Raw genomic sequence first — 25943 nt, 5'->3', positions numbered from 1 at the left:
GCGTTCGCTCTAGATACGAAAGCGCTCAACCGCCGTCCGGTTCAAGCCGAAGGCAGAAGATCGCCGGCGAAGGCGCGGTAGCGACCCGCGCGCACGCCTTCCGTCGCACGGGCGATGTCCGGCGCGAAATAGCGGTCTTCCGTATAGGCGCTGCAGGCCTCGCGTACGATGGCGTAGGTCTGCTCCAGTTCCGGCGACGAGGTCAGCGGACGACGGAACTCGATGCCCTGGGCGGCGGCCAGCAGTTCAATGCCGACCACGGTCGCCGTGTTGGCGGCCATGTCCAGCAGGCGGCGGGCGCCGTGGGTAGCCATGGAGACGTGGTCTTCCTGGTTGGCGCTGGTCGGCACGGTGTCGATGACGCAAGGGTGGGCGACCATGCGGTTCTCGGCCACCAGGGCCGCCGCCGTCACCTGGGCGATCATGAAGCCCGAATTCACGCCGCTGTCCTTGACCAGGAAGGCGGGCAGGTCGGTCATCTTGGGATCGACCAGGATGGAGGTGCGACGCTCGCTGATATTGCCGATCTCGCACAGGACCATGGCGATCTGATCGGCTGCATAGGCAACGGGTTCTGCGTGGAAGTTGCCGCCCGAGATGACGTCGCCATCGTCGATGAAGACCAGCGGATTGTCGGTCACGGCGTTGGCTTCGCGCTCCAGCATGGCGGCGGCGTTGCGCAGCACGTCCAGCGTCGCGCCCATGACCTGCGGCTGGCAGCGCAGGGAGTAGGGATCCTGCACCTTGGCGCAGTCGTGGCGATGGCTCTCGCGGATGGCGCTGCCGCTCAGCAGTTCGCGCAGGCGGCGGGCCACGTCGATCTGACCTGGTTGGCCGCGCAGGGCGTGGATACGCGGGTCGAACGGCGCGTCCGAGCCCAGCAGCGCATCGACCGACAGGCCGCCCGCGGCGATGGCGGCGGCGAAGACGTCTTCGGCCGCGAATAGGCCGGTCAGGGCCAGGGCCGTCGAACACTGGGTGCCGTTCAGCAGGGCCAGGCCTTCCTTGGGGCCCAGGACGACCGGCTTCAGCCCGGCCTTGGCCAGGGCCGACACGGCGTCCAGCACTTGACCCTGATAGCGCGCTTCGCTGACGCCGATCAGAACGCACGACATATGGGCCAGCGGCGCCAGATCGCCCGAGGCGCCGACCGAACCCTTGGACGGGATCAGCGGCAGGATCTCGGCGTTGACCATGCCGATCAGCGTCTCCAGCGTGTGACGACGCACGCCCGAAGCGCCCTTCGACAGGCTGGCGATCTTCAGCACCATCAGCAGGCGGGTGGTGTCCGCGCTCAGCGGTTCGCCGACGCCGCAGGCGTGGCTGAGCACCAGGTTCTTCTGAAGGGTTTCTAGATCTTCCGCCGCGATGCTGGTGTTGGCCAGCAGGCCGAAGCCGGTGTTGATGCCATAGACCGTGCGGCCTTCGTCCAGGATGGCGGCGACGGTCGCCGCGCCCTTTTCGACATTGGCCCAGGCGGCGTCGGTCAGGCTGACCGTGACCGGGCCGTTCAGGGCCGAGCGAAGCTGAGCGAGGGTGAGCGGCGCGGCGCCGATTTCAATGGTGGTGGTCATAAGCTTACAGGTCCAGCGAGGGCAGGTTCAGGCCGTGTTCGCGCGCGGCGTCCTTGGCGATGTCGTATCCGGCGTCGGCGTGGCGCATGACGCCGGTGGCCGGGTCGTTCCACAGGACGCGCTCCAGACGCTTGGCGGCTTCGTCGGTGCCGTCGGCGACGATGACGACGCCCGAGTGCTGGCTATAGCCCATGCCGACCCCGCCGCCGTGGTGCAGCGACACCCACGACGCGCCCGACGCGGTGTTCAGCAGGGCGTTCAACAGGGGCCAGTCGCTGACGGCGTCCGAGCCGTCCATCATGGCCTCGGTCTCGCGGTTCGGGCTGGCGACGGAGCCGCTGTCCAGATGGTCGCGGCCGATGACGATGGGGGCGCTCAGTTCGCCCGAGGCCACCATCTCGTTGAACATCAGGCCCGCACGGTGACGGTCGCCCAGACCGATCCAGCAGATGCGCGCCGGCAGGCCCTGGAAGGCGATGCGTTCGCCCGCCATGTCCAGCCAGCGGTGCAGGCCGGCGTTGTCGGGGAACAGCTTCTTCATCGCCTCATCCGTCTTGCGGATGTCCTCGGGATCGCCCGACAGGGCGGCCCAGCGGAACGGACCGATGCCGCGGCAGAACAGCGGGCGGATATAGGCGGGCACGAAGCCGGGGAAGTCGAAGGCGTTCTCGACGCCCTCGTCAAAGGCGACCTGGCGGATGTTGTTGCCGTAGTCGGTGGTGGGGACGCCCATCTTCTGGAAGTCCAGCATGGCCTTGACGTGGGTCGCCATCGACGCGCGGGCGGCGGTCTCGACGGCGGCGGGGTCGCTGACGCGCTTCTCTTCCCACTCGGCGACGGTCCAGCCTGAGGGCAGGTAGCCGTTGACCGGGTCGTGGGCGCTGGTCTGATCCGTCACCAGATCGGGGCGGACGCCGCGCTTGACCATTTCAGGGAGAAGATCAGCCGCATTGCCCAACAGGCCGATCGACAAGGGCTTCTTGTCCTTGAACGACTGCTCCAGCAGGGCCAGCGCCTCGTCCAGCGTCTCGGCCATGACGTCGACGTAACGGGTGCGCAGGCGGAACTCGATGCGGCTGCGCTGGCACTCGATGGTGATGCACGAGGCCCCGGCCATGGTCGCGGCCAGCGGCTGGGCGCCGCCCATGCCGCCGAGGCCCGCGGTCAGGATCCACTTGCCCGCCCAGTCGCCGCCGTAGTGCTGGCGACCCGCCTCCATGAAGGTCTCATAGGTGCCCTGAACGATGCCTTGGGTGCCGATGTAGATCCACGAGCCGGCGGTCATCTGGCCGTACATGGCCAGGCCCTTCTTATCGAGCTCGTTGAAGTGGTCCCAGGTCGCCCATTTGGGCACCAGGTTGGAGTTGGCGATCAGCACGCGCGGAGCGTCGACATGGGTGCGGAACACGCCGACCGGCTTGCCCGACTGGACCATCAGGGTCTCGTCGGCTTCCAGCTTTTGAAGCTGGTCGACGATGGTGTCGAAGGCCTGCCAGTTGCGCGCGGCTTTGCCGATGCCGCCATAGACGACCAGGTCTTCAGGACGCTCGGCCACCTCGGGGTCGAGGTTGTTCATCAGCATCCGCATGGCGGCTTCGGCCGCCCAGGTTTTTGCGGTCTTTTCCGGCCCACGCGGGCTACGAATGATACGGGTATTGGGCGTGGCCATCGAATCCTCCATGCGGCGTCAGCCGCCGTCGTGTGTTGGTCGTACTGTTATGTCTAGACAATATCGCGTGCAAGAGGCATTTTCGTTTCATGGATCAGGAGCCGCTTCATCGTCGCATCGCTGGCGACATCGAGCGTCGCATCGCCTCGGGCGAGTGGCGGCCGGGGTTCCGCATCCCGACCGAGGCCGAACTGACGGCGGAATACGGCTGCGCGCGCATGACGGTGTCGCGCGCCATGTCCGACCTGGCGGCGCGCGGGCTGGTGGTGAGGCGGCGTCGCGCGGGGACAGTGGTGGCCCATCCGCCGCTGCATTCCTCGGCCCTGGTGTCCATCCCTGACATTCAAGGCGAGATCGAGAGCCGGGGCCTGGCCTATTCTCATCGCCTGCTGGGCCGAATCGTCCGCCCGACGAGCGGGGAGGAGGATGGGCTGGGGGAGCGGGTGATCGAACTGCAGACCCTGCACCTGGCCGATGGTCTGCCGTTCGTCTTTGAGCGCCGCCTGATCTCCTTGTCCGCCGCGCCTGAGGCGGAAGCCGCCGACTTTACGACGCAGCCGCCGGGCGGCTGGCTGCTGGCCCACATGCCCTGGACAGAGGCCGAGCATCGCATCTCGGCCGTCGGCGCTGACCGCGAGACGGCGGCGGGGCTGGGGTTGGCCGACGGCGCGCCCTGCCTGCGGCTGGAGCGCCGCACCTGGCGCGACGGTCAGGGCGTGACCTGGGCCTCACAGATTTTCCCCGGCGCGGCCTATGATCTGGTCGCGCGCTTCTCTCCGACCAAAGGATGACACCCATGAGCCAACCGTCTGAAGCCCTGGGGTGGCGTTCTGTCGGCGATCTGGTGGGGCGTCATCCCGACGCCCGCGTCGCCCTGATCGGCGCGCCGTTGAACGAGCGGTCGTTGACCCCGGGCCGTTGTGACCTGGGGCCGAAGGTGCTGCGTGGGGTTCTGCCGCGTCTGTCGACCTATGATGTCGAGACGGGGCTGGAGCTTGAGATCAAGGTTCATGACGCCGGCGATGTGGCGCTGAAGGCCGTTTCGCCGTTCGACGCCTTCGAGCCCGTGCGCGACGCGGTGGCGGCGCAGGCCCATCGCGACCTGACCATTCTGGTCGGCGGCAACAACGCCATCACCCGGCCGGGCGTTCATGCTCTGGGGCTGGACCGCGTCGGCGTACTGACGCTGGACGCCCATTTCGACCTGCGCGACACGGACCAGGGCCTGACCAACGGCAACCCGATCCAGGCGCTGCTGGATGACGGCATGGACGGGCGCCGCATCAGCCAGGTCGGCCTCGCGCCCTTCGCCAATACCCGCCGCGCGCATGAAAAGGCCGAGGCGGCCGGCATCAGCGTCCGCACCGCCCGCGAGTGCCGCCAGCGCGGCCTAGCCAATGTGGTGGTCGAGGAGCTGGAGCGTCTGTCGTCCCTGTGCGAGGTCATCTATGTCGACTTCGACATCGACGTGATCGACCGCAGCCAGTGGCCCGCCAGTCCCGGCGCGCGGCCGGGCGGGGTGTCGGTGCACGACTTCTTCGATGCCGCCCGCGCCATCGGCGCCCATGCCAAGGTGCGCGCCGTCGACCTGACCGAATACGACCCGTCGCTGGAAGTCGGCGATCTCGGCTCCCTGACAGCGGGCCGCTGGTTCTGTGAAATCCTGGCTGGAGTAGCCGCGCGATGATCGACGCCGATCTGTTGATCACCGACTGCCACGTCGCGACAATGACCGAGGGCGGCGAGCCTTATGGCGCGATCGAGGACGCCGCCATCCTGGTCAAGGATGGGCGCATCGCCTGGGTCGGGCCGCGCGCCGACCTGCCTGTGCACAAGGCTGTGGAAACCGACAGCATGGGCGGGCGCTGGGTCACGCCGGGGCTGGTGGACTGCCACACCCATCTGGTCTTCGGCGGCGATCGCTCGGGCGAGTTCGAGCGGCGGCTGGAAGGCGCGACCTATGAAGAGATCGCCCGCGCCGGAGGCGGCATCGTCTCGTCCGTGCGCGCCACGCGCGAGGAGAGCGAGGATCAGCTCTACGCCTCGGCTCTGGCGCGGCTGGAGGGGCTGAAGGCGACCGGCGTCACTACCGTCGAGATCAAGTCCGGCTATGGTCTGGATCACGACAGCGAGCTGAAGATGCTGCGCGTCGCCCGCCGCATCGGGCGTGAGGCCGGGGTGCGGGTGCGCACCTCCTATCTGGGCCTGCACGCCGTCCCGCCCGAGCATAAGGCCGACCGCGCCGTCTATGTGGACAAGGCTGTGGACGACATCCTGCCCGCCGCCCACGCCGAGGGTCTGGTCGACGCCGTGGACGCCTATTGCGAGCCCATCGCCTTCTCGGTCGAGGAGGTCAGCCGCCTGTTCGACAAGGCCGAGGAACTGGGCCTGCCGGTCAAGCTGCACGCCGACCAACTGTCGGACGGCGGCGGGGCGGCGCTGGCCGCGCGCTATCAGGCCCTGTCGGCCGACCATATCGAGCACACGACCGAGGCGGGCGTGAAGGCGATGGCCGAGGCGGGCGTGGTCGCGGTGCTGCTGCCCGGCGCCTTCCTGATGCTGCGCGAGACGCAGGCGCCGCCGATCGCCCTGTTGCGCCAGCACGGCGCGCGCATGGCGGTGGCCACGGACTGCAATCCAGGCACCTCGCCTGTCGCCTCGATGACGGCGGCGATCAACCTGGCCTGCGTCCAGTTCCGCCTGACGCCGGAAGAGGCGCTGGCGGGCGCCACGCGCAACGCGGCCCGCGCGCTGGGCCTGCAGGACGAGATCGGCACGCTTGAGGCGGGCAAAGCCGCCGACCTGGCCGTCTGGGATATCAGCCGCCCGGCGGAACTGGCCTATTGGCTGGGCAAGCCGCTGCTGCATCGCCGCTATCTGGCGGGACGCGCGGCCTAGGACTAGCGTCGCTCTCTCAAGCGGGAGGGAGCGCGTATGGCGCAGGCGGAAACGGACGTCGTCATCCTGGGCGGCGGGCACAACGGATTGGTTTGCGCCTTCTATCTGGCGCGGGCCGGTCTGAAGGTCACGGTGCTGGAACGACGCGGCGTCGCCGGCGGGGCGGCGGTGACCGAGGAATTCCATCCGGGTTTCCGCAACTCGACCGCCAGCTACACCGTCAGCCTGCTGAACCCGCGCGTCATCGCCGACATGGAGTTGCCCCGCCACGGCCTGCGGGTGGTAGAGCGACGGGCGGCCAACTTCCTGCCTTTTGACGATGGGCGCTACCTACTGACCGGCGAGGGGCGGACCCAGGCTGAGGTGGCCAAATTCTCGACCCGCGACGCCGAGCGCCTGCCGGATTATGAGGCCCGGCTGGAAACGGTCGCCGCCATCCTGCGCGACCTGATCCTGACCACGCCGCCGAACGTGGTCGAGAGCGGCTGGCTGGCTGCACTGCCGGAGTTGCTGAAGGCGGCGTCGTTGGGGCGGCGGGTTTCAGGGCTGGGGCTGGCGGCGCAGCGCGACCTGCTGGACCTGTTCGCCAAGTCGGCAGGCGACTGGCTGGACGGCTGGTTCGAGAGCGACCCGATCAAGGCCCTGTTCGGTTTCGACAGCGTCGTCGGCAACTACGCCAGCCCCTATACGCCCGGTTCGGCCTATGTCCTGCTGCACCACGTCTTTGGCGAGGTGAACGGCAAGAAGGGCGCCTGGGGCCATGCCATCGGCGGCATGGGCGCCATCACGCAGGCCATGGCCGCCGCCTGCGCCGAGCAGGGCGTCGACATTCGGCTGGATACGCCTGTCGCCGAGGTTCTGACGGAAAAGGGCAGGGCGGTCGGCGCCGTGACCGAAGCGGGCGACGCAGTCTGCGCCCGCGCTGTGGTCTCCAACCTGCACCCGCGTCTGCTGTTCGACCGGTTGGTCGATCCGGCCGCGGTCCCGGCGGACTTCACCGAGCGTATGAGCCGCTACGCCTCGGGCTCAGGCACGTTCCGCATGAATGTGGCCCTGTCCGAACTGCCGCGCTTCACCGCTTTGCCGGGCGCGGGTGATCACCTGACGGCGGGCATCATCATCGCCCCGACCCTGGCCTATATGGACCGGGCCCACGCCGAAGCGCGGCTGAACGGCTGGTCGTCAAAGCCGATCGTCGAGATGCTGATCCCCTCGACCCTCGACGACAGCCTGGCCCCGGTGGGCCAGCACGTCGCCAGCCTGTTCTGCCAACACGTTTCACCGGATCTGGCGGACGCGCATCGCGACACGGTGGCCGATCTGATGATCGAGACGGTCGAGGCCCATGCGCCGGGGTTCAAGGCGTCGGTGGTCGGGCGGTTGGCGCTGGGACCGCGTGATCTGGAGCGGCGCTTCGGCCTGATCGGCGGTGACATCTTCCACGGACGGCTGACGCTGGATCAGCTGTTCAGCGCCCGGCCGGTGCTGGGCCACGCCGATCATCGGATGCCCGTGCCTGGGCTCTATCTGTGCGGATCGGGCGCTCATCCGGGCGGCGGGGTGACGGGAGCGCCAGGACACAATGCGGCGCAAGCGGTGATGAAGGATTTCGGCAGGCGCTGAGGCCTGTCGCGCCCAGGTTGTCCTGCAGTAATGTAAGGTTGTGTTTTTGCCAATATGCAACCTAATATTGTTCTCTCAGGGGTGGGAGAACAATCTATGGATGTCGAAGCGTTCATCACGCGCTGGAGCAGCGCGACGATCAGCGAGCGTTCGCACTATCAGACCTTCATCAGCCAACTATGCGCCCTGATCGGCGTGACGGCGCCGGATCAGGAGACGGTGGGAGATCGCGGCTACTGTTTCGAACGGCGGGTGGAGTTCCGCTTTCACGACGGCGGCGCGCACCGGGGATTCATCGACTGTTATCGGCGCGGCTCTTTCGTGCTGGAGGCCAAACAGTCGCAGAAGCGGGCGCCGGGCGGCGAACTGGACCCGCAGCGGCATCTGGCCCTGTTCAACGGGCGCGGGCGCAAACCGCCGAAGGGCGATGCGGGTGCAATCGAACGGCTGATGCTGGACGCCAAGCGGCAGGCCGAGACCTACGCCAAGGCGCTGGACGAATGGCCGCCCTTCATCGTGGTCGTGGACGTCGGGCGCTCCATCCACCTGTGGGCCGACTTCGATCGGCAGGGGAAGGGCTATGTGCCGTTTCCTGACCTGGCGCGCTGCCGCATCTCCATGGACGACTTGCGCGACCCGGCGGTGCGGGAGCGTCTGCGCCGGGTGTGGGACGAGCCGATGAGTCTGGACCCGGCGGGCCATGTGGCGGCCGTGACCAGCGACATCGCCGAGCGGTTGGCCTGGCTGGTGCGCTCGATCCGCAAGCGGGCGCCGACCGATTCCAACGGTTGCGTCGATGTCGTGACGCGGGCGGCGTGGGACAAGCGCACATCGCTGTTCGTCATGCAGTGCATCTTCGCCATGTTCGCTGACAGCGTGGGACTGATCGACGACCGGGGATTTCTACGTCTGCTGGAAAGCTATCGCGGGATGGCGGATCGCTTTCACGTCAGCGCGGCGGATTTCTTTCGCCGCATGAACAGCGGCGGGCATTGCTCGGCGGTTCGCCAGGATCTGCGGCGTTTCAACGGCGGCCTGTTCAAGGAAGAGGCGGCCGTGCCGGTGACGGAGGCGGAGCTGGAGGCTCTGATCGCCGCCGCCCAGCGCGACTGGGCTTCGGTCGAGCCGGCGATCTTCGGCGCCTTGCTGGAACAGGCGCTGGACCCGATGGAACGCGGTGAACTCGGCGCCCACTATACGCCCAAGGCCTATGTGCGGCGGCTGGTCGAGGCGACGATCATGGAGCCGCTGCGCGCCGAGTGGGAGGCGGTCGCGGGGCTGGCGGTCGGCCATTACGCCAGCGGCGACGTGGTGCGGGCGCGCCGCGCCATGCGCGAATTCCACCATGCGCTGTGCACGACGCGGGTGCTGGACCCCGCCTGCGGCACCGGCAACTTCCTCTATGTGGCCATGGACATGATGAAGGATCTCGAGAGCGAGGTTCTGACCGCCCTGACCGACCTGGGAGACGCCCAGACGGCGCTCGGCCTGGAGGGGCATACCGTCAGTCCCGAGCAGTTCTGGGGGCTGGAGAAGAACGTCCACGCTGCCTGGATCGCCGAGATGGTGATGTGGATCGGCTATCTGCAATGGCATTTCAGGAACGCCGGCGACGCCAAGCCGACCGAGCCGATCCTGCGCAATTTCAACCGTATCCGGCATACGGACGCGCTGCTGACCTGGAAGGACGAAGAACTGGTGCGGGACGCGCGCGGGCGGCCGCTGACCCACGCGCGGGTGTTGAGCCGAGGCGGCGGCCTTTCCGCGGTTGTGGCGCACGAGGAGAGAGAGGTTACGCGGTATATTGATCCGCGCCCGACGGCCTGGCCGACGGCGCACTTCATCATCGGCAATCCGCCCTTCATCGGGGGCAAGGACGTGCGCGGCGAACTGGGCGACGGCTATGTCGACGCCCTGTGGCGGGTGCGGCAGGGGCGGTTCCGCTCGGCGGATCTGGTCACGGCCTGGTGGGACCGCGCGGCCGAAATCCTGACGGCTAAGGGCAGCGTGCTGAGACGGTTCGGCTTCATCACCACCAACTCGATCACCCAGACCTTTTCCCGGCGCGTGCTGGAGCATCATCTGAACGGCGCGCCGCCCATGCGCCTGACCTTCGCCATCCCAGACCATCCGTGGATCAAGGGCGCCGACCGCGCCGACGTACGCATCGCCATGACCGTGGCCGAGCGCGGCGAGCCGAATGGGCAGGGCCGCCTGCTGACGGTGGTCGAAGAGAGAATGAGCGACGGCGAAACGCCGGACATCGTCCTTCGCGAACAGCGCGGCGACATCGGGCCGGATCTGACCATCGGGGCGTCGGTCAGCGAGGCGCAGCCGCTGAAGGCCAATGCGCTGTTGTGCTCGCCGGGCGTGAAGCTGCACGGCGGTGGGTTCATGGTATCGCCGGACCGGGCGAAGCAGTTGCTGGAGGCGTCCAGCGATGAGGCGGAAAATCCGATCCGCGCCTATCGCAACGGGCGCGATCTGGCCTCACGATCGCGCGGCGTGAAGGTGATCGATCTGTTCGGCTGGACTGAGGAAGAGGCGCGCCGTAGTCACCCCGCCGTCTTCCAGCATCTGTTGGAGGCGGTGAAGCCCGAGCGCGACCGCAACAATCGCGCCGCCTACCGCGACAACTGGTGGATGTTCGGCGAGCCGCGCAGCGAGTTCCGCCCGGCGTTGGAGGGGCTGTCCCGCTACATCGCCACGGTGGAGACGGCCAAGCACCGATGGTTCCGTTTTCTGGATGCGGACATCCTGCCGGACAATACCCTGATCGCCGTCGCCTCGGACGATCCGCGCATCCTGGGCGTGCTGTCGTCGCATGTGCACGGGGTTTGGGCCTTGGCGCGCGGCGGGCGGCTGGAGGATCGGCCAGTTTATAACAAGAAGGTCTGCTTCGACGCCTTTCCCTTTCCGGATCTGAACAGCGCCGCAGGCGAGGAGATCGGCGTCTTGGCTGAAGAGATCGACGAACGCCGTCGTCAGGTTCTGGCCCAGCACGAGGATTTGACGATGACCGGGCTCTACAACGTCCGGCGTCGCCTTCAGGAGGGGGGCGAACTGACAGGTAGCGAGCGCGATCTCTACGATCGCGGTCAGGTCGGCTTGCTGCATCATCTGCATCAGCGGCTGGATCAGCAGGTGGCGATGGCCTACGGTTGGCGCGACGGCATGACGGATCCGGCGACGCTCGGCGCCTTGCTGGAACTGAACCGCACGCGACGGGTGCAGGAGGAGAGGGGCGAGATCCAATTCCTGCGGCCGAGCTACCAGGCGGGACGGATCAAGTCGTCCGTACGCGCCGTGCAGATTGAGGCGCCGCTAGACAGGGCGAGCGCCCGAGCGCCGTTGCCCGATGCGCCTGCGGTTCTGGCGGGCGTGTTGCTGGAAGAGCTGCGTCGCGAAGGGCGGCCGCTGCAACCGCTGGAGCTGGCGCGTCGCTTCGATGGCCGGATCGGTCGCCGTAAGACGGACCGGATCGAACAGACCCTGGCGATCCTGGCGGTGGCCGGATCGGTCCAACACACGGATGAAGGCTGGTTCTCGCCGCGACGGCACTGATTTGGCCTAGCCGTGGGACGCGGCGATCATTAAGTCATTTAAGGGCGGTTCCGGCGGGACCGCCCTTTGCTTTACCGAAGAATTCCAGCCCCGATCGACGGCGCGCCACGTTGGTCGCCGGGGAAACGAGATGACCATGCTTGAGAAGACGTTCGAACCCAAGGCCGCCGAGCCGCGTATCTACGCCCAGTGGGAGGACAGCGGCCTGTTCGCCCCGCGCGCAGCCCAGCCGACGGACGGCGCCGCAGACGCCTATTCGATCGTCATTCCGCCGCCGAACGTAACGGGCAGCCTGCACATCGGCCACGCCCTGAACAACACGCTTCAGGACATCCTGGCCCGCTATCACCGCATGAAGGGCAAGGCGGTGCTGTGGCTGCCGGGCACCGACCACGCGGGCATCGCCACTCAGATGGTGGTCGAGCGCAAGCTGGCCGCCGAGGGCAATATCGGTCGTCGCGACCTGGGCCGCGACGCCTTCATCGAGAAGGTCTGGGAGTGGAAAGCCGAATCCGGCGGGACCATCGTGCGCCAGCTTCGTCGCCTGGGCTCGTCGTGCGACTGGTCGCGCGAACGCTTTACGCTAGACGAGGGACTGAACGCCGCCGTCCGCAAGGTCTTCGTCCAACTGCACAAGGACGGCCTGATCTATCGCGACAAGCGGCTGGTGAACTGGGATCCGCATTTCCAGACCGCCATCAGCGACCTTGAGGTCGAGCAGAAGGAGGTCGACGGCGCCTATTGGCACTTCGCCTATCGTCTGTCGGACGGCGTGACCTATCAGCATCCGGTCGCCTTCGACGAGGACGGCAAGGCGACTGAGTTCGAAACGCGCGACTTCATCGTCGTCGCCACGACCCGGCCGGAAACCATGCTGGGCGACACCGGCGTGGCTGTTCACCCGGACGATGAGCGATACAAGGGTCTGGTCGGCAAGTTCGTCACCCTGCCGATCACCGGCCGCCGCATTCCGATTGTCGCCGACGACTACGCCGATCCGACCAAGGGTTCGGGCGCGGTGAAGATCACGCCTGCTCACGATTTCAATGACTTCGGCGTCGGAAAGCGTGCAGGACTTGAGGCCCTGAACATCATGAACGCCTTCGGCCGCATCACCGCCGCCGACACGCCCGACGTGCCTGCGGAATACGAGGGCATGGACCGCTTCGCCGCGCGCAAGGCCATCGTCGCCCGCGCCGAGGAAGAGGGCTGGCTGCGCGAGATAGAGAAGACCAAGCACGTCGTTCCGCACGGCGACCGCTCGGGCGTCGTCATCGAGCCGTGGTTGACGGACCAGTGGTACGTTGACGCCAAGGTCATGGCCCAACCCGCCTTGAAGGCGGTCGAGGACGGTGCCACCGTCTTCGAGCCGAAGTCCTATGAGAAGATCTACTTCGAATGGCTGCGCAACATCGAGCCGTGGTGCATTTCGCGCCAGCTGTGGTGGGGCCACCGCATCCCCGCCTGGTACGGTCCGAACGGCGAGATCTACGTCGCCGAGACGGAAGAGGACGCCCGCGAACAGGCGATGTCGGACTATGATTCCGAGGTCGTTCTGACTCAGGATGAGGACGTTCTGGACACCTGGTTCAGCTCGGCCCTGTGGCCCTTCTCGACCATGGGCTGGCCCGAAAAGACCGAGGATTTGGAGCGCTTTTATCCGACCAGCGACCTGGTCACGGCGGCGGACATCATCTTCTTCTGGGTCGCTCGGATGATGATGATGGGTCTGCACTTCATGGACGGCGAAGTCCCCTTCAAGCGCGTCATCATCAACGGTCTGGTCCGTGACGAGAAGGGCCAGAAGATGTCGAAGTCCAAGGGCAACGTCATCGACCCCCTGGGCATCATCGACGAGCTGGGCGCCGACCCCTTGCGCTTCACCATGGCGATCCTGTCGGGTACGCGCGACATCAAGTTGTCGAAACAGCGCATTGAAGGTTATCGCAATTTCGGCACCAAACTGTGGAACGCCGCGCGCTTCAGCCAGATGAACGAGGCGCGCCGCGTCGAGGGCTTTGATCCCGCGACGGTGCAGCAGACGATCAACCGCTGGATCCGCGGCGAACTGACCAAGGCCGAGCGTCAGGTGTCGGACGCCATCGAGGGCGGCCGCTTCGACGATGCGGCGGGCGCCCTGTACCGCTTCATCTGGAACGTCTTCTGCGACTGGTATCTGGAACTGGCCAAGCCGGTGTTCAACGGCGCCGATGAAGCCGCCAAGGCCGAAACACGCGCCATGACCGCCTGGACCATCGACCAGACGCTGAAGCTGCTGCACCCGGTCATGCCCTACATCACCGAGGAGCTGTGGGCTGAACTGGGCAAGGAAGGTCCGGCTCGCGACGGTCTGCTGATGGGCGAGACCTGGCCCATGCTACCGGACGCCTTTGTCGATGCTTCGGCCGAGGCCGAGATCGGCTGGCTGGTCGATCTGATCGGTGAAATCCGCGCCCTGCGGGCCGAGATGAACGTGCCGCCGTCGGCCAAGCCGCCGCTGGCCTTTGTCGCCCCGGACGCGGCGACGGCTGAACGCATCGCGCGTCACCGCGACCTGATCCTGACGCTGGGCCGCGTGTCCGAGGTCGCCGTGGCAGAAGCCGCGCCGACCGGGGCCGTGACCTTCGTTTCCGGCGGGGCGACGGTCGCCCTGTCGCTGGCCGGGATCATCGACCTGGCCGCCGAGCGCGCGCGTCTGGAGAAGGAGATCGCCGCCTTCGATAGCGATATCGGCCATGTGAACAAGAAGCTGGGCAACCCCAACTTCGTCGCTCGCGCCGCCGCTGAGGTGGTCGATGAACAGCGCGCCAAGCTGGTCGAGGCCGAAGAGGGCAAGGCCAAGCTGCAGGCTGCTCTCGCCCGTCTGGACGCCATGGTTTGAGCCGGCTCCGGCTGGATCAGCTTCTGGTCGCGCGCGGCCTGGCCGAAAGCCGGGCCAAGGCCAAGGCGGCGATCGAGGCGGGCGGCGTCACCGTGGACGGCGCGCCCGCGAGGGCGGCGTCCCAGACCGTCAATGAAGACGCGGTCGTCACCTATGTCGACGCCTTCCGCTGGGTGGGGCGCGGCGCCTTGAAGCTGGAGCGGGCGCTGGACCTGTGGCCGGTCGCGGTTGACGGCCGGGTCGTGCTGGATGTCGGCGCCTCGACGGGCGGCTTCACCGAGGTCTGCCTGGATCGCGGCGCGGCGCAGGTGTTCGCTGTGGACGTGGGCACGGGGCAGCTGCATCCGAAGGTCGCCGCCGATCCGCGCGTGCTGAACCTGGAGAAGACCGATGCACGCGATCTGACGCCTGACGTCATCACCGAGGCGCCGTCCCTGATTGTTTGCGACGTCAGCTTCATCAGCCTGTCGAAGGTGCTGCCGACGGCGCTCGATCTGGCGGCGCCGGGGGCGGACCTGATCACTCTGGTCAAGCCGCAGTTCGAGGCGGACGGCCCCAAGGCGGTCGGCAAGAAGGGCGTGGTCAAGGATCCGGAGGCGCACGCCGCCGCTGTGGCCAAGGTACGCGCCTGGCTGGATCAGAGCGGCTGGACCGTGCGCGAGGTCGCCGACAGCCCGATCACCGGCGGCGACGGCAACGTCGAGTTTCTGCTCTGGGCGCAGAAAGCCTGACCCCAAACGATTTGAGGGCCGCCGGATATCCGGCGGCCCTCTTCACATCGTCGATTGACAGGGGGGCTGAAACTTAATCGACGACGCGATAGCGGCCCGATTGGTCGCGGCAGGAGCGGACGTAGCGCGTCTCCATACGACCGTCGGGAAGACGGATGTTGCTCTCGGCCAGGCGGCATTCGTCGCCATAGCCCTGATAGCTGTTGGTCTGGGGGCTGAAACCCGGATCGATGGTTTGCGGATAATCGCGGTAGTAGTCGTAGCCGTCGCGACGATCGTCGTAACGGCGGCCATCGTCATAGCCGCGGTTGTCATAGCCATAGGCCGGCGGGACGTAGGTTCCCTGATAGCCATAGTTGACGTCGCGGCGCGCGCGGCTGTCGCAGGCGGCCGAGCTGTTGCCCACGCCTGCGCCGATCGCGGCGCCCAGAACGCCGCCCAGGGCGCTGCCCTCGGTGCGGCGGCCGCGCGCGGCCATTTGCGAGCCGGCGACGGCACCGATGGCGGCGCCCAGCAGACCGCCGGTCGTGGCGCGCTGACGCTGATCCCGCACGCAGGGGTCGTAGTAGGTTCCCTGGCTGTAGCCGTTGTTGCCGTAGCCATAGGCGGGCGGATAGTCGTAGCCGTAGCTTTGGGCTGAGGCGACGCCGGGCAGGGCGACGGCCGAGGCGCAGGCCAGGGCGGCGATGGCGGCGGCCGAGGCTTTTTTCGAGATGAGAGCGATCATCGTTTTTTCCTTCGACGGATGCCGCACCTGAACGGATCAGGTCGCCGTCTGTTGCAGCCATTGATAGGGCCGTGAAGCTGAACGGCTTTTGATCGCCTCGTTCATCTTCGTTCATGTTTCGATTTTCGCGCGGAAGCCGTTAGAAGCCGCTGCATGACGCAGACGCTGACCATCGCCCGCATGGGCCATCAGGGCGACGGGATCGCCGACACCGCTAACGGCCCGGTCTTCGTGCCGGGCGCCCTGCCGGGCGAGGTGATCGCCGCTGAGGTCAAGGACGGACGGGCCGAGCGGTTCGATCTGATCGAGGCCAGCCCCGACCGTCGCCCGATTCACTCGCAGATCTATGCCGAGTGCGGGGTCGCGCCGCTGCAGCATTGGGCAGACGAACCCTATCTGGCCTGGAAGCGCGAGGTGGTGCTCCAGACCCTGGCTCGCGAGGGGCTGGAATCCGAAGTCGAGGCGACGGTGGCGACGCCGCTGGCCAGTCGTCGCCGCCTGGCGCTGCATGCGCGGCAGGGCGCGGCAGGGCGCGTCATCCTGGGTTTCAAGGCGCGCAAGTCGTGGCGGGTGGTCGAACTGACGGACTGTCCGTTGTCGGACCCGCACCTGACGGCGGCTCTGCCCGCCCTGGCCAAGGTGGCGGCCCCCTTCCTGGGGCATCCGAAATCGGCGCCGACCCTGCACGTGACCCTGACCGACACCGGTCTGGACGTCGATGTGACCGGGGTCGAGAAGCGTTCGGGCGGCCTGAATGGAGACCAGTTGGCGCTGGCCATCGCAGCGGCGGCCGAGGCCGATCTGGCGCGGCTCAGCCTGGATGGCGATACGCTGGTCATGGCGCGCCAGCCCCGCGTGCGGTTCGGGCGCGCGTCCGTGCCCTTGCCGGCGGGGGGGTTCCTGCAGGCCTCTCCGGCTGCGGAGGCGGCCATGGTCGAGCGCGCGGTCGAGGCGGTGAGGGGGGCCAAGAAGGTGGCGGACCTGTTCTGCGGGGCGGGCACGTTCACCTTCCCTCTGGCCGAGGTCGCCAGCGTGACGGCCGCCGATTCCGCCGCCGCCTCCATCGCCGCGTTGAAGGCGGGCCTGAGCACGGCTCAGGGCCTGAAGGGGATCGAGGCCCAGGCGCGCGATCTGTTCCGTCGCCCGTTGTCGCCCTATGACCTGAAGGGCTGCGAGGCCATCGTGCTCGACCCGCCGCGCGCGGGCGCTCTGGAACAGACGCAACAGCTGCCGGGGACCAAGGCGTCGGTCGTCGTCGGGGTGTCTTGCAACCCCCAGACCTTCGCCCGCGACGCGCGCGTTCTGGTCGACGCCGGCTTCCGACTGGAGAAGGTAACGCCCATCGACCAGTTCATCTGGTCGACGCATATCGAACTGGTCGGCGTGTTCCGGCGCTAGGCGAGACTAGGGACGGGCGAGGGCTTCGGTCATTCGGGGCGTGAAGTCGGGCTGACTATGCACGTCATTGTGGCCAGCTTCGGCGAAGATCAGATGATCGACCGATCGTCCGTTCTCCGCCAGGGCCTGGGCCAGACGACGGCTCAGGATCGGCGGCAGGACCGTATCGCGTCCAGCTTCCAGAACGATGACCCGGCCTTGATAGCCGGCGAGCGTCGAGGGGATATCGATTTCCGCCAACGTCGAGGCCAGGCGAACGCGAACCAGCAGCCGTTTCCACCCCAGGGTCTCTTCAACGACAGCGCCGGCCGAGGGGGTGGTCGTTTCCAGCACCAGGATGTCAGCATTGGCGGTTGTCGCGGCCTGGGCACAGACCGTTCCTCCGAGAGAATGTCCCCATAGGATGAGCGTGCGCCGTTCCTTGTCGGCCGTTGCACGGGCATGCGCGGCCATGGCCTCGGCGGCCGCCTTCATGGAGGCGATGTCGGACGCGCCGGTCGAGGCGCCGTAGCCGGGGTAATCGAACAGCAGGACATCGCCGAAAGCCGAGAGCTGTTCGCCCACCAGTCCGCCATAGGCCGATTGTCGGAACATGTTGCCGCCGCAGAACAGGATCAGCGGCGCCTGATCGCCTTTTGCGGAAGACAGTCGGGTCGTGGCCAACTGGCCGCCGGCATAGGGCAGGGTCAGGGTCTGCGCCGATGGCGGCATGGCGGGACCGGGGGTGAGCTCGATCTTCTCGGCGGCGATACGCGCATCGGGGTAGAGGAAGGCGTTCTCCGGCACGTTGACGGAACAGCCGCCAGCGCTGATAGCCGCGGCTGCGGCGATGATCATCCGGGTTCCGCGCATGGAGATGGCCCTCACCTTGCCTGCTGAAAGGTCATCCTAGGCGGCGTCAGGCGGGAATGTCGAATAGATCAAGCTGCGGTCGGGCGTCGGCGGGAACGCGGAACTGGGTGAGGTCCAGCGCCTGACGCGGCGCGTCCAGACCGTAGCGCCTGGCCGCCGCTTTGAAGCGCGTGGCGATCAGTTCGGCGACGGGGCCGCTTCCCTTCATCCGCTGGGACCAGTCGGGGTCGTAATCCTTGCCGCCGCGTGTCTGGCGGATCAGGGACATGACGCGTGCGGCGCGGTCGGGACGGGCGTCGGCCAGCCATTCGCGGAACAAGTCCTTGATCTCCAGCGGCAGGCGCAGGGTCACATACATGGCCGAGGTCGCGCCGGCCTTCTGCGCCGCCTCCAGCACGGCCTCCAGTTCATGGTCGTTCAGGCCGGGTATGACGGGGGCGAAGCCGACGCCGACCGGGCATCCCGCGTCAGCCAGGCGGCTGATCGCCTCCAGCCGCTTGGCGGGCGTGGAAGCGCGTGGCTCCATGGCCCGCGCCAGCTTGCGGTCCAGGGTGGTGATGGAGACGAAGGCCGAGGCCAGACCCCGTTCCCCCATGTCGCCCAGGATGTCGGCGTCACGCGCGATCAGCACCGACTTGGTGATGATGCTGAACGGGTGGTTGAAGCGTTGCATCACCTTCAGGAGCGAACGGGTCGAATGCGTTTCGCGCTCGACCGGCTGATAGGGATCGGTGTTGCCGCCTATGTGGATGCGCCGGCAGACGTATCGGGGTTTTGAGAGCTCCTGTTCCAGCAGACGCGCGGCGTCCGGCTTGAAGAATATCCGGCTCTCGAAATCCAGGCCCGGGGATAGGCCCATCCAGGCATGGGACGGACGGGCGTAGCAGTAGATGCAGATATGCCGCTCTGTTGCACTTAATGCCACACGGGGCTATGATTAATCTCGACCCTCGCGCACTTGGTTCTGGATGGAAGCCCTAATCTATATACGCTTCTCCACCCCCAAGCAGGAGAGGGGAGCTAGCCGCGAACGCCAGTTGGAGCTGTGCCATGAGTTCTGCGCTAGGAACGGATGGCCTGTCCGTGAGGTGATCGAGGACTTGGGGAAGTCCGCCTGGAGCGGTGCCCATCTTTCCGCTGGCGAGTTGGGCCGACTGGCCGAGCGGGTGCGGAGTGGTGAGATCGGGCGAGATACCGTCCTGGTCGTCGAAAAGCTGGATCGCCTATCTCGCCAGGAGACGCGCCTGACCCTGCGTTGGATGGAGGACCTCTGCGCGGCGGGTCTGACCATCGCCACCATCGATGGGGCCAGAATCTATGATGACGCCAGCCTCAAGGCTGACTTGATGAGCGTCTTCGAGATCCTCATGCGGGCCAAGCTGGCCCATGACGAGAGCCAGCAAAAGTCCGAGCGCGTGCTGGATCGGATCGGCCGCAACATGGAGCGGGCGCGGAACACGGGCCAGATCATTACGGCGAAGGCTCCGGGGTGGCTGATCGCCAAACCGGATCGCAGCGGCTTCGACATCGTCGCGGAGAGGGCCACGCTCGTCCGGCAGATCTACGAGATGGCGGCCCAGGGGAAGGGGGCTGGCTGGATCGCCAAGGAATTGAATGAACGCGGTGTGCCGGCATGGGGGAAGTGGCGCAAAGCCACATCAACGCCGACGTGGGAAATCGGCGCGGTGAAGATGATCCTGAGCCAGCCTTCGGTCGAGGGCGACTATGTGCCGGGCTTCTCCAACACCAGCGCGAGGCGGACGAAATTCAAAGAGCCCGTCCGCGGCTATTATCCTCGGATCGTTGACGCGGATTTGGTGGCGCGGGCGCGCGCCCAGATCGAGGCGCGAAAAACAGGTCCGAGGAAGGGCGGTCGTCACACGCGGGGCGTGGCCAACCTGTTCGCTGGCGTCGTCCTGTGCGAGCGGTGCGGAAATCGCATGCACTTGCGCACGAGCGGCCAGCCGAATCCGAACCGATACTGGAAATGCAACTTCGCCGCCCGCGCTCGCGGGTGCAGCCAGAAAGCCATGTTCCGATACGAGCCGTTCGAGCGAGCCGCCTTGGACGAGATCCTGCACCTTGTCCTGGACGACCGCTACTTCTCCTCGCCCGACCAAACCGCCGATCTTGCGCTGACCTTGGCCGAACTCGAGAAGGCCATCATCGATCAGAACGAGCAGATCGAACGCTGGGTCGATGTCCTCGGCCGCCTCGGGGCTTCGCCGGCTATTGAAGCAAAGCTGGTCGACGCCGAGAGGGTGGTGACGGAACTGGCCTCCAAGCGCGAGGACACCACAAAGGCGCTGGAGGTCGCCCGAGGCGCCGTCAGTCCGATCGAGCATCTGAAACGAGTTCGGGAAGTCCGGGGAGCCTTGGATGACTCCGACCCTGATGTCCGTCAGGAAGCCCGGCTGCGAGTCCACAACGCCATCGTCGGCCTGGGCTGCACCGTTGTCTGTAGTGATGATCCCGAAGAGGGCCGGCAGATCGGTCTGTTCCTGCCGAACGGCCTGCTGGGCTGCATCTTCGACAACGATGGCCGAGTGGTCGCTCGCTTCGACAGGATCGGGTTTATCGAGCAGACGCACCCCGATGTGGACGACGCCAAACTGGTGGCGCTGGCGATCGCGAAGCTTCCCCAGTTCGGTGATGAAGACGTGCCTTGGGTACGCACCAATCCCACGACCAAGGGGTGGCTGGCGGCCTACATCGAACGCTATCGAAAGAGGCGGTGAGGCGTCGACCTACCGATTGGGCGTGCTGATAGTGAAGAGGGGCTGGGTCGCCTCGCGCGCGATCCGCGCGGCGATCGCCCGCAGCTTGATCACGCTCTCCACCTCGTCATCCTCGTTGAACGTCTCGCTGTCGATCTCGCTGAAGAACTGCACCGTCTTGCCCTGCGCCACCCCATAGGCGAAGGCCCGGCCCATCAGGCCTGCCATGTCGCGCAGATTCCGGTCCCCCAGCGTCTCTAGTCGCTGGCGATAGGCATCGGCTGCCTCGGGAGGTCCGGCGACCGTCCAGGTCTCGGGATGATCCGTCAGGGCCAACCACACCACGCTCGGGGCCGCCTCCTCGGCGACCGGTCGGCTCAGCGCCGGACCCAGCCCCACCTCGCGCAGCACCACCATCAGCCGGATCGCCGCCAGGTCGCGAGGACCGAACAGCGCCACCCCCGTCGTGCGCGCCGGCAGATGGCCCGCCTGGCGCCAGTTCCTCTGCATCGCCGGCGACAGGCCGGTGCAGGCCGCAGCCTCCGCCGGCGTGAACAGGCCTTCGCGATAAACGACCGAATCGGACGCGCCTGTGGACATTCTTTCACCGTAGTGCTACTACGCTATCGCGTTACCAATGTGCAACCGACGTTATCGTGCGGTCTCGTATCCCTACAGCATGGAAGGTTCTCGATCAAGATGACTCATACACCCAAAGCCGGTGCTCGGCCGCCCTTCTTCCCCCAGCCCGTCCACGGCGACGCCTCCTTCGGCCGCCTGCTCGGCCGCCAGCGTCAGTTGCGCGACGAACACCGCCAGGGCCTCTCCCTGGGCGCCGGTGACGCCCAGCTCCTGCCCCTGATGCTGTCGCTGGCCCGGATCAGCGCCCGCGCTCAGGTCCTGGGCCAAGTGGAGGCCCAGGTTTTGGGCGGCGCCCGATGATCGGCCCCGATCGCGCTGCGCTCTATGCGACCCAGGCCTCCGCCGAGACCCTGGCTGCCTGCGCCCGCCACGCCGACCAGATCGGCCTGCGCGTGGTCACCATCGTCGACGAGGACGCGCCCGGCGCCACCCCGCTCGCCGGGCAGGGCCTGAACCGCTTGATCGGCCGTCTCGCCGCCGGGGAGTTCGAACTGATCGTCGCCCACACCGGCGAGGGCCGGCTGGTCACCCTCCAGGCCGGCAACGTGGGCGCCCAGCCCGATCTCGTCCGCTGCGCCGTCTATGTCCGCTGCGCCAGCCCCTCCCAGGCGACGCCCTATCCCCTGGCCGACCAGTGGGACGCCTGCGAGGCCTACGCCGCCCGCCAGGGCTGGACGACGATCGCCGTCCACAAGGACCACGCCGTCAGCGGCCGCAAGACCTCCCGCCTCAGCCTGAACAGCCTGATGGCCCAGGCCCGCCAGGGCGCCTTCGAGGTGCTGCTTGTCGAGAGCCTGGACCGTCTCAGCCGCGACGCCCTCCACCTCCACGCCCTGCTGACCGAGCTGAAGGGGCTCGGCGTCGCCGTCCACACCGTCGCCGGCCCGGTCGATCCGGGTTTCATCATTCCGGAGGCCCGCTCATGAACGCCTTTCCCCCGCCGGGCTCGCTCTACGCCGTCTACGCCCGCTATTCGACCGATCACCAGACCTTCAAGTCCATCGAGGACCAGCTCACCCTGTGCCGCGCCTACGCCGAGCGGCACGGCTGGATCGAGGCCGGCGCCTATCACGACGCCGCGCGCAGCGGCGCCACCGTCATCGGCCGCGCCGGCCTCTACGAGATGTTCGCCGCCGCCGACCGGGGAGAGTTCTCCATCATCCTGGTCGAGGACCTGGACCGCCTCAGCCGCAGCGCCTCCGGCGCTCACGGCATGGTCGAGGAGATGGAGGCCCTGGACATCACCGTGTGCACCGTCTCCTCCGGCCCCGTCACCGACATGGAGGTCGCCTTCAAGGCCGCCCACAACGCCCGCCAGCTCAAGGCCCAGGCCGAGAAGACGCGCCGGGGCCAGGAGGGCACCGTCAAGGACGGCCGCATCTCCGGACAGGTCGCCTACGGTTACCGCAAGGTCGCCTCTCTGGACGGCAAGAACGGCCGCCGCGAGGTCGATCCCGATCAGGCCGAGGTCGTGCGCCGCATCTTCCGGGAGTATCTGGAAGGCCGCACCCCCCTGGACATCGCCAAGGGCCTCAACGCCGACGGCGTTCCCGGCCCGCGCGGCAAGCCCTGGAAGCCCGGCGCCCTCTACGGCAACCGCGACGTAGGAACGGGCATCCTGCGCAACCGCCTCTACGTCGGGATCAACGAGTGGGGCCGCACCGTCACCAAGCACAACCGCCACAAGGGCACCTCCACGGCCAAGGTCACCGCCAAGGCTGACCGGCTGGTGGTCGAGGTGCCCCACCTGCGCATCCTCGACGACGAGGTCTTCCAGGCGGTCCAGGACCGCATCGAGTCGCGCCGCTCCACCCCCTCGACCTTCCGCGACCAGCGCCGTCCCGACTACCTGCTCTCCGGCCGGGTCCGCTGCGGCGCCTGCGGCCGCCCCTACGCCGTGGTCTCCGACAAGCTCAGCTGCATCGGCTCGGCCCGCGAGGGTACCTGCGACAATCGCCGTCGCGTCGCCCGCGAGGACCTGGAGGCCGTCGTCCTGAACGGCCTCAAGGGCCGCCTGCTGCGCCCCGAGCTGGTCGCGCCCTATTTGGAGGCGCACCGCGCCGAGGTCGAGCGCCTCAACGCCGCCCAGGCCGTCCAGGCCGAGGCCGCCCAGGCCCGTCTCAAGGACCTGACCCGCCAGATCGACAACATCATGGCCCAAGTCCGCAACGGCCTGGGGACCGGCGACGACGTGGCGGGGCGTCTGTTCCGCCAGGAGCTGGAGCGGCTGGAGACCGAGCGCCAGGGGCTCGAACGCCAGGGCCGCGCCCAGCTTCGCCCCGTCCCCCCGCCGATGGACGCCGAGACCCTGGTCGGGCGCCTCGACACGATGCTGAACGACCTGCGCTTGGCGCTGGACGGCAGGGACCGCGACGCCCAGGCCGCCCGCGACCAGCTCCGCGCCCTGATCGACCAGGTCACCCTTACCCCGATCCACACCGCTCGCCCCGACAAGCGCGGCTGCGGCCCCGTCCGCGTCACCGTCCAAGGCCCGCTCACCGCCCTGGTGGAGCTGGCGGACCAAGATCGCGTCATCCTGCACCCTTCCCGTCCGGGAACGCTACAGGACCCCGCGACTTTGCAGTTCCGCTACTACGTTGATTATTTTCCGGAAGATAACCGCTTCGAGCCGCAGACCTACCTGGACCGCGCCGTGTTCGCCCGGCTGCTCGACGATGCGGACGCCCCCGTCACCCGTCGCAGCCTGATCGACGCCCTGGCCCTGGCCGACGGCTGCGATCCGGGCTGGACGCCCGACTACGCCTCCAACGCGCCCCTGACCCTACGCGCCATCAACGCCATCCGCCTCCTCACCAAGGACGACGACATCCGCGCCATCCAGCTCGACCCCGCCCGCTCCGGCTTCGTCTGGAACCACATCCAACGCGCCGACAAGGACTGGAAGGCGCAGGCGATGGCCAAGCCTGTCCCCGCCATGCACCTGCCGCTGCCGGTGATCCGCCTGTCCGCCCCCGAGGCTTTCGTTGTTGTAATCGGATCGAAGGGCAGGGAAATGGAGGCGGGCTAGTGTTGGTCGGATCACTTCAAAGGGCGCGGACCATCACCGATTACACCCGCCTTCTCACCCCAAGCTGCAAGCCAGGGCGATGTGCCCGTCCAACCGTACCGGGCGAGAGCGCCAGGCTCAATTAGTCCTCAGGGTTGTGAGCGTCACGCTCGTTTCATTCCGTCCGTCCTTTCAAGGGCCGGACTCTAGCTCCGCGTGGAGGAAATTCTCAGGGCACGTCACTATTCATCTTGCGTGGCGTTCCCGCCTTCATTCGTTCCGACAATGGCCCAGAGTTCATAGCCCTGGCCGTTCGGGACTGGATCAGCGCGGTCGGGGCAAAGACGGCTTATATCGAGCCGGGATCACCTTGGGAGAACGGCTATTGCGAGAGCTTCAACGCCCGCTTCCGCGATGAAATGCTAAACGGGGAGGTCTTCTACAGCCTCCGCGAGGCACAGATCCTGATCGAGCAATGGAGGAGGCATTACAACACCAAACGACCACACAGCGCATTGGGCTATCGTCCACCAGCCCCGGAAACCATCGTCCCGATGGACCAGAGGCCGGTCATGCACTAACTTTTAAATCTGACCACTCAGGTGGGGCTGATCATTGCAAGATTTTACATTATTTCATGAAAGTATTTGATTTTACTTTTTAAAAGTTAAGCTTCTTGTGAGATGAATTTGACGCTAGGGTAGCGAGCGTCTTGTGAGTTGCTCACTATTTTGATGAAATTTGGACGGGGATTATGGCCATGCGCGTTGACATCATTGACAAGAAAAACGGCTCGCGTCGTGAGGTCGAAGACGGGCAGTTGATTTCCTTAGATCGGCCATCGGTCATTCGTCTGAAGTTGGCACCAGAGAGTGTTGCTCGTTATGTGCGGCGTGGTGATGATCTCGTTTTGGTTCTTAAGGATGGCCAGGAAATCGTCATCCTGTCTTTCTTTGTCAAATATCCGGACGGTGATGGTTTTGAAGACGCTGCGACAAGTGGCGAAACTGTCATCAACGAAGATGAAGCACGCAACGACCTAATTTTGGAGGACGACTACGGTGTCGTCTGGTGGGGACAGTATCCTGAAGAGTGGAGCGAGTTCCACTTTACGGAAATCGAACTCGATCATGTTGCCGGGCTGGTTTGGTGGCCCTGGGTTCTTGGTCTTGTTGCTGGCGGCGCGACGATTGCGGCAGTGACAAGCGGCGGAGGGAGTAAAGGCAAACCTCCTGTCGCAGTTGATGATTCATCTCGTGGAACGGAGGACGGCGGGCCCGTCACCGGCAATGTGCTGACTAACGACAGCGATCCTGACAACGACAGTCTTACCGTCACGGGTTTTGTTATCAACGGCACTAATTACACCACCGGCACGGAGGTAACGATCTCCGGTGTCGGCGTTTTTAAGCTCGCGGCGGATGGCGCTTACAGCTTTACGCCAGCGGCGAACTGGAACGGCGTGGTGCCGACCATCACCTATACGGTAAGCGACGGTAAAGGTGGCAGCGACACAGCCAATCTCGTTATCACAATCGACCCGGTGAACGACGCACCCGAGGCGGTGGGCGTAATCGGACCTCAGAACGATGCTGATGCTGAGACGATCGCGTCTTTGGATTTGAGCAGCTTCTTTACCGATATTGACGGAGATACGCTG

Annotated in this window: 18 protein-coding genes and 2 pseudogenes; 14 read left to right on the top strand and 6 right to left on the bottom strand. The window is 66.6% G+C overall.

Annotated elements, in window-relative coordinates:
- Nucleotides 1-41: 41 nt before the first annotated feature.
- Both hutH and hutU read right to left on the bottom strand, forming a co-directional pair.
- On the bottom strand, nucleotides 42-1574 hold the full coding sequence (gene hutH, locus AC3A3G_RS01390) for a histidine ammonia-lyase (protein WP_487487370.1): 1533 nt from the start codon (nucleotides 1572-1574) through the stop codon (nucleotides 42-44).
- Nucleotides 1575-1578: 4 nt separating this feature from the next.
- Nucleotides 1579-3243, bottom strand: coding sequence for a urocanate hydratase (hutU, locus tag AC3A3G_RS01385; protein ID WP_487487369.1), 1665 nt, complete (start codon nucleotides 3241-3243; stop codon nucleotides 1579-1581).
- Nucleotides 3244-3332: 89 nt separating this feature from the next.
- Between hutU and hutC the strand changes: the two genes are divergently transcribed.
- The 7 genes from hutC (at nucleotide 3333) to AC3A3G_RS01350 (ending at nucleotide 14940) form a co-directional block, all read left to right on the top strand.
- Complete coding sequence (gene hutC, locus AC3A3G_RS01380; RefSeq protein ID WP_487487368.1) at nucleotides 3333-4034, top strand: histidine utilization transcriptional repressor HutC; 702 nt, start codon at nucleotides 3333-3335, stop codon at nucleotides 4032-4034.
- Between the two features lie 5 nt (nucleotides 4035-4039).
- Nucleotides 4040-4930: an agmatinase family protein gene (locus AC3A3G_RS01375; RefSeq protein WP_487487367.1), complete on the top strand. Its 891-nt coding sequence runs from the start codon at nucleotides 4040-4042 to the stop codon at nucleotides 4928-4930.
- Nucleotides 4930-6141, top strand: a complete 1212-nt coding sequence (gene hutI / locus AC3A3G_RS01370; protein ID WP_487487490.1) for an imidazolonepropionase — start codon at nucleotides 4930-4932, stop codon at nucleotides 6139-6141. The genes AC3A3G_RS01375 and hutI overlap by 1 nt, the downstream gene beginning before the upstream one ends.
- 36 nt (nucleotides 6142-6177) lie before the next feature.
- Entirely contained in the window at nucleotides 6178-7764 is a 1587-nt protein-coding gene (locus AC3A3G_RS01365) for a phytoene desaturase family protein (RefSeq protein ID WP_487487366.1), read from the top strand.
- A gap of 96 nt (nucleotides 7765-7860) precedes the next feature.
- On the top strand, nucleotides 7861-11328 hold the full coding sequence (locus AC3A3G_RS01360; RefSeq protein WP_487487365.1) for a class I SAM-dependent DNA methyltransferase: 3468 nt from the start codon (nucleotides 7861-7863) through the stop codon (nucleotides 11326-11328).
- A gap of 136 nt (nucleotides 11329-11464) precedes the next feature.
- Nucleotides 11465-14209 (top strand): valine--tRNA ligase, encoded by a 2745-nt coding sequence (locus AC3A3G_RS01355; RefSeq protein ID WP_487487364.1) that lies wholly within the window; start codon nucleotides 11465-11467, stop codon nucleotides 14207-14209.
- Complete coding sequence (locus AC3A3G_RS01350; protein ID WP_487487363.1) at nucleotides 14206-14940, top strand: TlyA family RNA methyltransferase; 735 nt, start codon at nucleotides 14206-14208, stop codon at nucleotides 14938-14940. The genes AC3A3G_RS01355 and AC3A3G_RS01350 overlap by 4 nt, the downstream gene beginning before the upstream one ends.
- A 73-nt stretch (nucleotides 14941-15013) precedes the next feature.
- On the opposite strand, the gene AC3A3G_RS01345 is transcribed toward AC3A3G_RS01350, so the two are convergent.
- Nucleotides 15014-15667, bottom strand: coding sequence for a YMGG-like glycine zipper-containing protein (locus AC3A3G_RS01345; RefSeq protein WP_487487362.1), 654 nt, complete (start codon nucleotides 15665-15667; stop codon nucleotides 15014-15016).
- A 153-nt stretch (nucleotides 15668-15820) separates the two neighbouring features.
- Here AC3A3G_RS01345 and AC3A3G_RS01340 point away from each other — a divergent pair, with 153 nt between their 5' ends.
- Nucleotides 15821-17065, top strand: coding sequence for a class I SAM-dependent RNA methyltransferase (locus AC3A3G_RS01340; protein ID WP_487487361.1), 1245 nt, complete (start codon nucleotides 15821-15823; stop codon nucleotides 17063-17065).
- A 6-nt stretch (nucleotides 17066-17071) separates the two neighbouring features.
- Here the strand turns inward: AC3A3G_RS01340 and AC3A3G_RS01335 are convergent, their stop codons facing one another.
- Entirely contained in the window at nucleotides 17072-17902 is an 831-nt protein-coding gene (locus tag AC3A3G_RS01335; RefSeq protein ID WP_487487360.1) for an alpha/beta hydrolase, read from the bottom strand.
- 61 nt (nucleotides 17903-17963) lie between these two features.
- A pseudogene (locus tag AC3A3G_RS01330) lies at nucleotides 17964-18818 on the bottom strand (PA0069 family radical SAM protein); the annotation flags it as partial.
- 67 nt (nucleotides 18819-18885) lie between these two features.
- On the opposite strand from AC3A3G_RS01330, the gene AC3A3G_RS01325 reads away from it, so the two are divergent.
- Complete coding sequence (locus AC3A3G_RS01325; RefSeq protein ID WP_487487359.1) at nucleotides 18886-20655, top strand: recombinase family protein; 1770 nt, start codon at nucleotides 18886-18888, stop codon at nucleotides 20653-20655.
- A gap of 9 nt (nucleotides 20656-20664) precedes the next feature.
- On the opposite strand, the gene AC3A3G_RS01320 is transcribed toward AC3A3G_RS01325, so the two are convergent.
- Nucleotides 20665-21234: a MerR family transcriptional regulator gene (locus AC3A3G_RS01320; RefSeq protein WP_487487358.1), complete on the bottom strand. Its 570-nt coding sequence runs from the start codon at nucleotides 21232-21234 to the stop codon at nucleotides 20665-20667.
- A gap of 99 nt (nucleotides 21235-21333) precedes the next feature.
- On the opposite strand from AC3A3G_RS01320, the gene AC3A3G_RS01315 reads away from it, so the two are divergent.
- From AC3A3G_RS01315 to AC3A3G_RS01295, 5 genes and pseudogenes are all read left to right on the top strand, one after another.
- Nucleotides 21334-21576 carry a hypothetical protein gene (locus tag AC3A3G_RS01315; RefSeq protein ID WP_487487357.1) on the top strand — a complete coding sequence of 81 codons (243 nt, stop codon included), beginning with the start codon at nucleotides 21334-21336 and terminating at the stop codon, nucleotides 21574-21576.
- Nucleotides 21573-22202, top strand: coding sequence for a recombinase family protein (locus AC3A3G_RS01310; protein ID WP_487487356.1), 630 nt, complete (start codon nucleotides 21573-21575; stop codon nucleotides 22200-22202). The genes AC3A3G_RS01315 and AC3A3G_RS01310 overlap by 4 nt, the downstream gene beginning before the upstream one ends.
- On the top strand, nucleotides 22199-24304 hold the full coding sequence (locus tag AC3A3G_RS01305) for a recombinase family protein (protein ID WP_487487355.1): 2106 nt from the start codon (nucleotides 22199-22201) through the stop codon (nucleotides 24302-24304). The genes AC3A3G_RS01310 and AC3A3G_RS01305 overlap by 4 nt, the downstream gene beginning before the upstream one ends.
- Before the next feature lie 215 nt (nucleotides 24305-24519).
- A pseudogene (locus AC3A3G_RS01300) lies at nucleotides 24520-24864 on the top strand (integrase core domain-containing protein); the annotation flags it as partial.
- A 179-nt stretch (nucleotides 24865-25043) separates the two neighbouring features.
- Nucleotides 25044-25943, top strand: a 900-nt coding sequence (locus AC3A3G_RS01295) for a BapA prefix-like domain-containing protein (protein WP_487487354.1), incomplete at its 3' end; no start/stop codon positions are given.

The sequence above is a fragment of the Brevundimonas sp. Soil_N_31 genome (genome assembly GCF_057655995.1).
The sequence above is the reverse complement of the archived record's forward strand: the minus strand, read 5'-3'. Positions and strand labels throughout refer to the sequence as shown.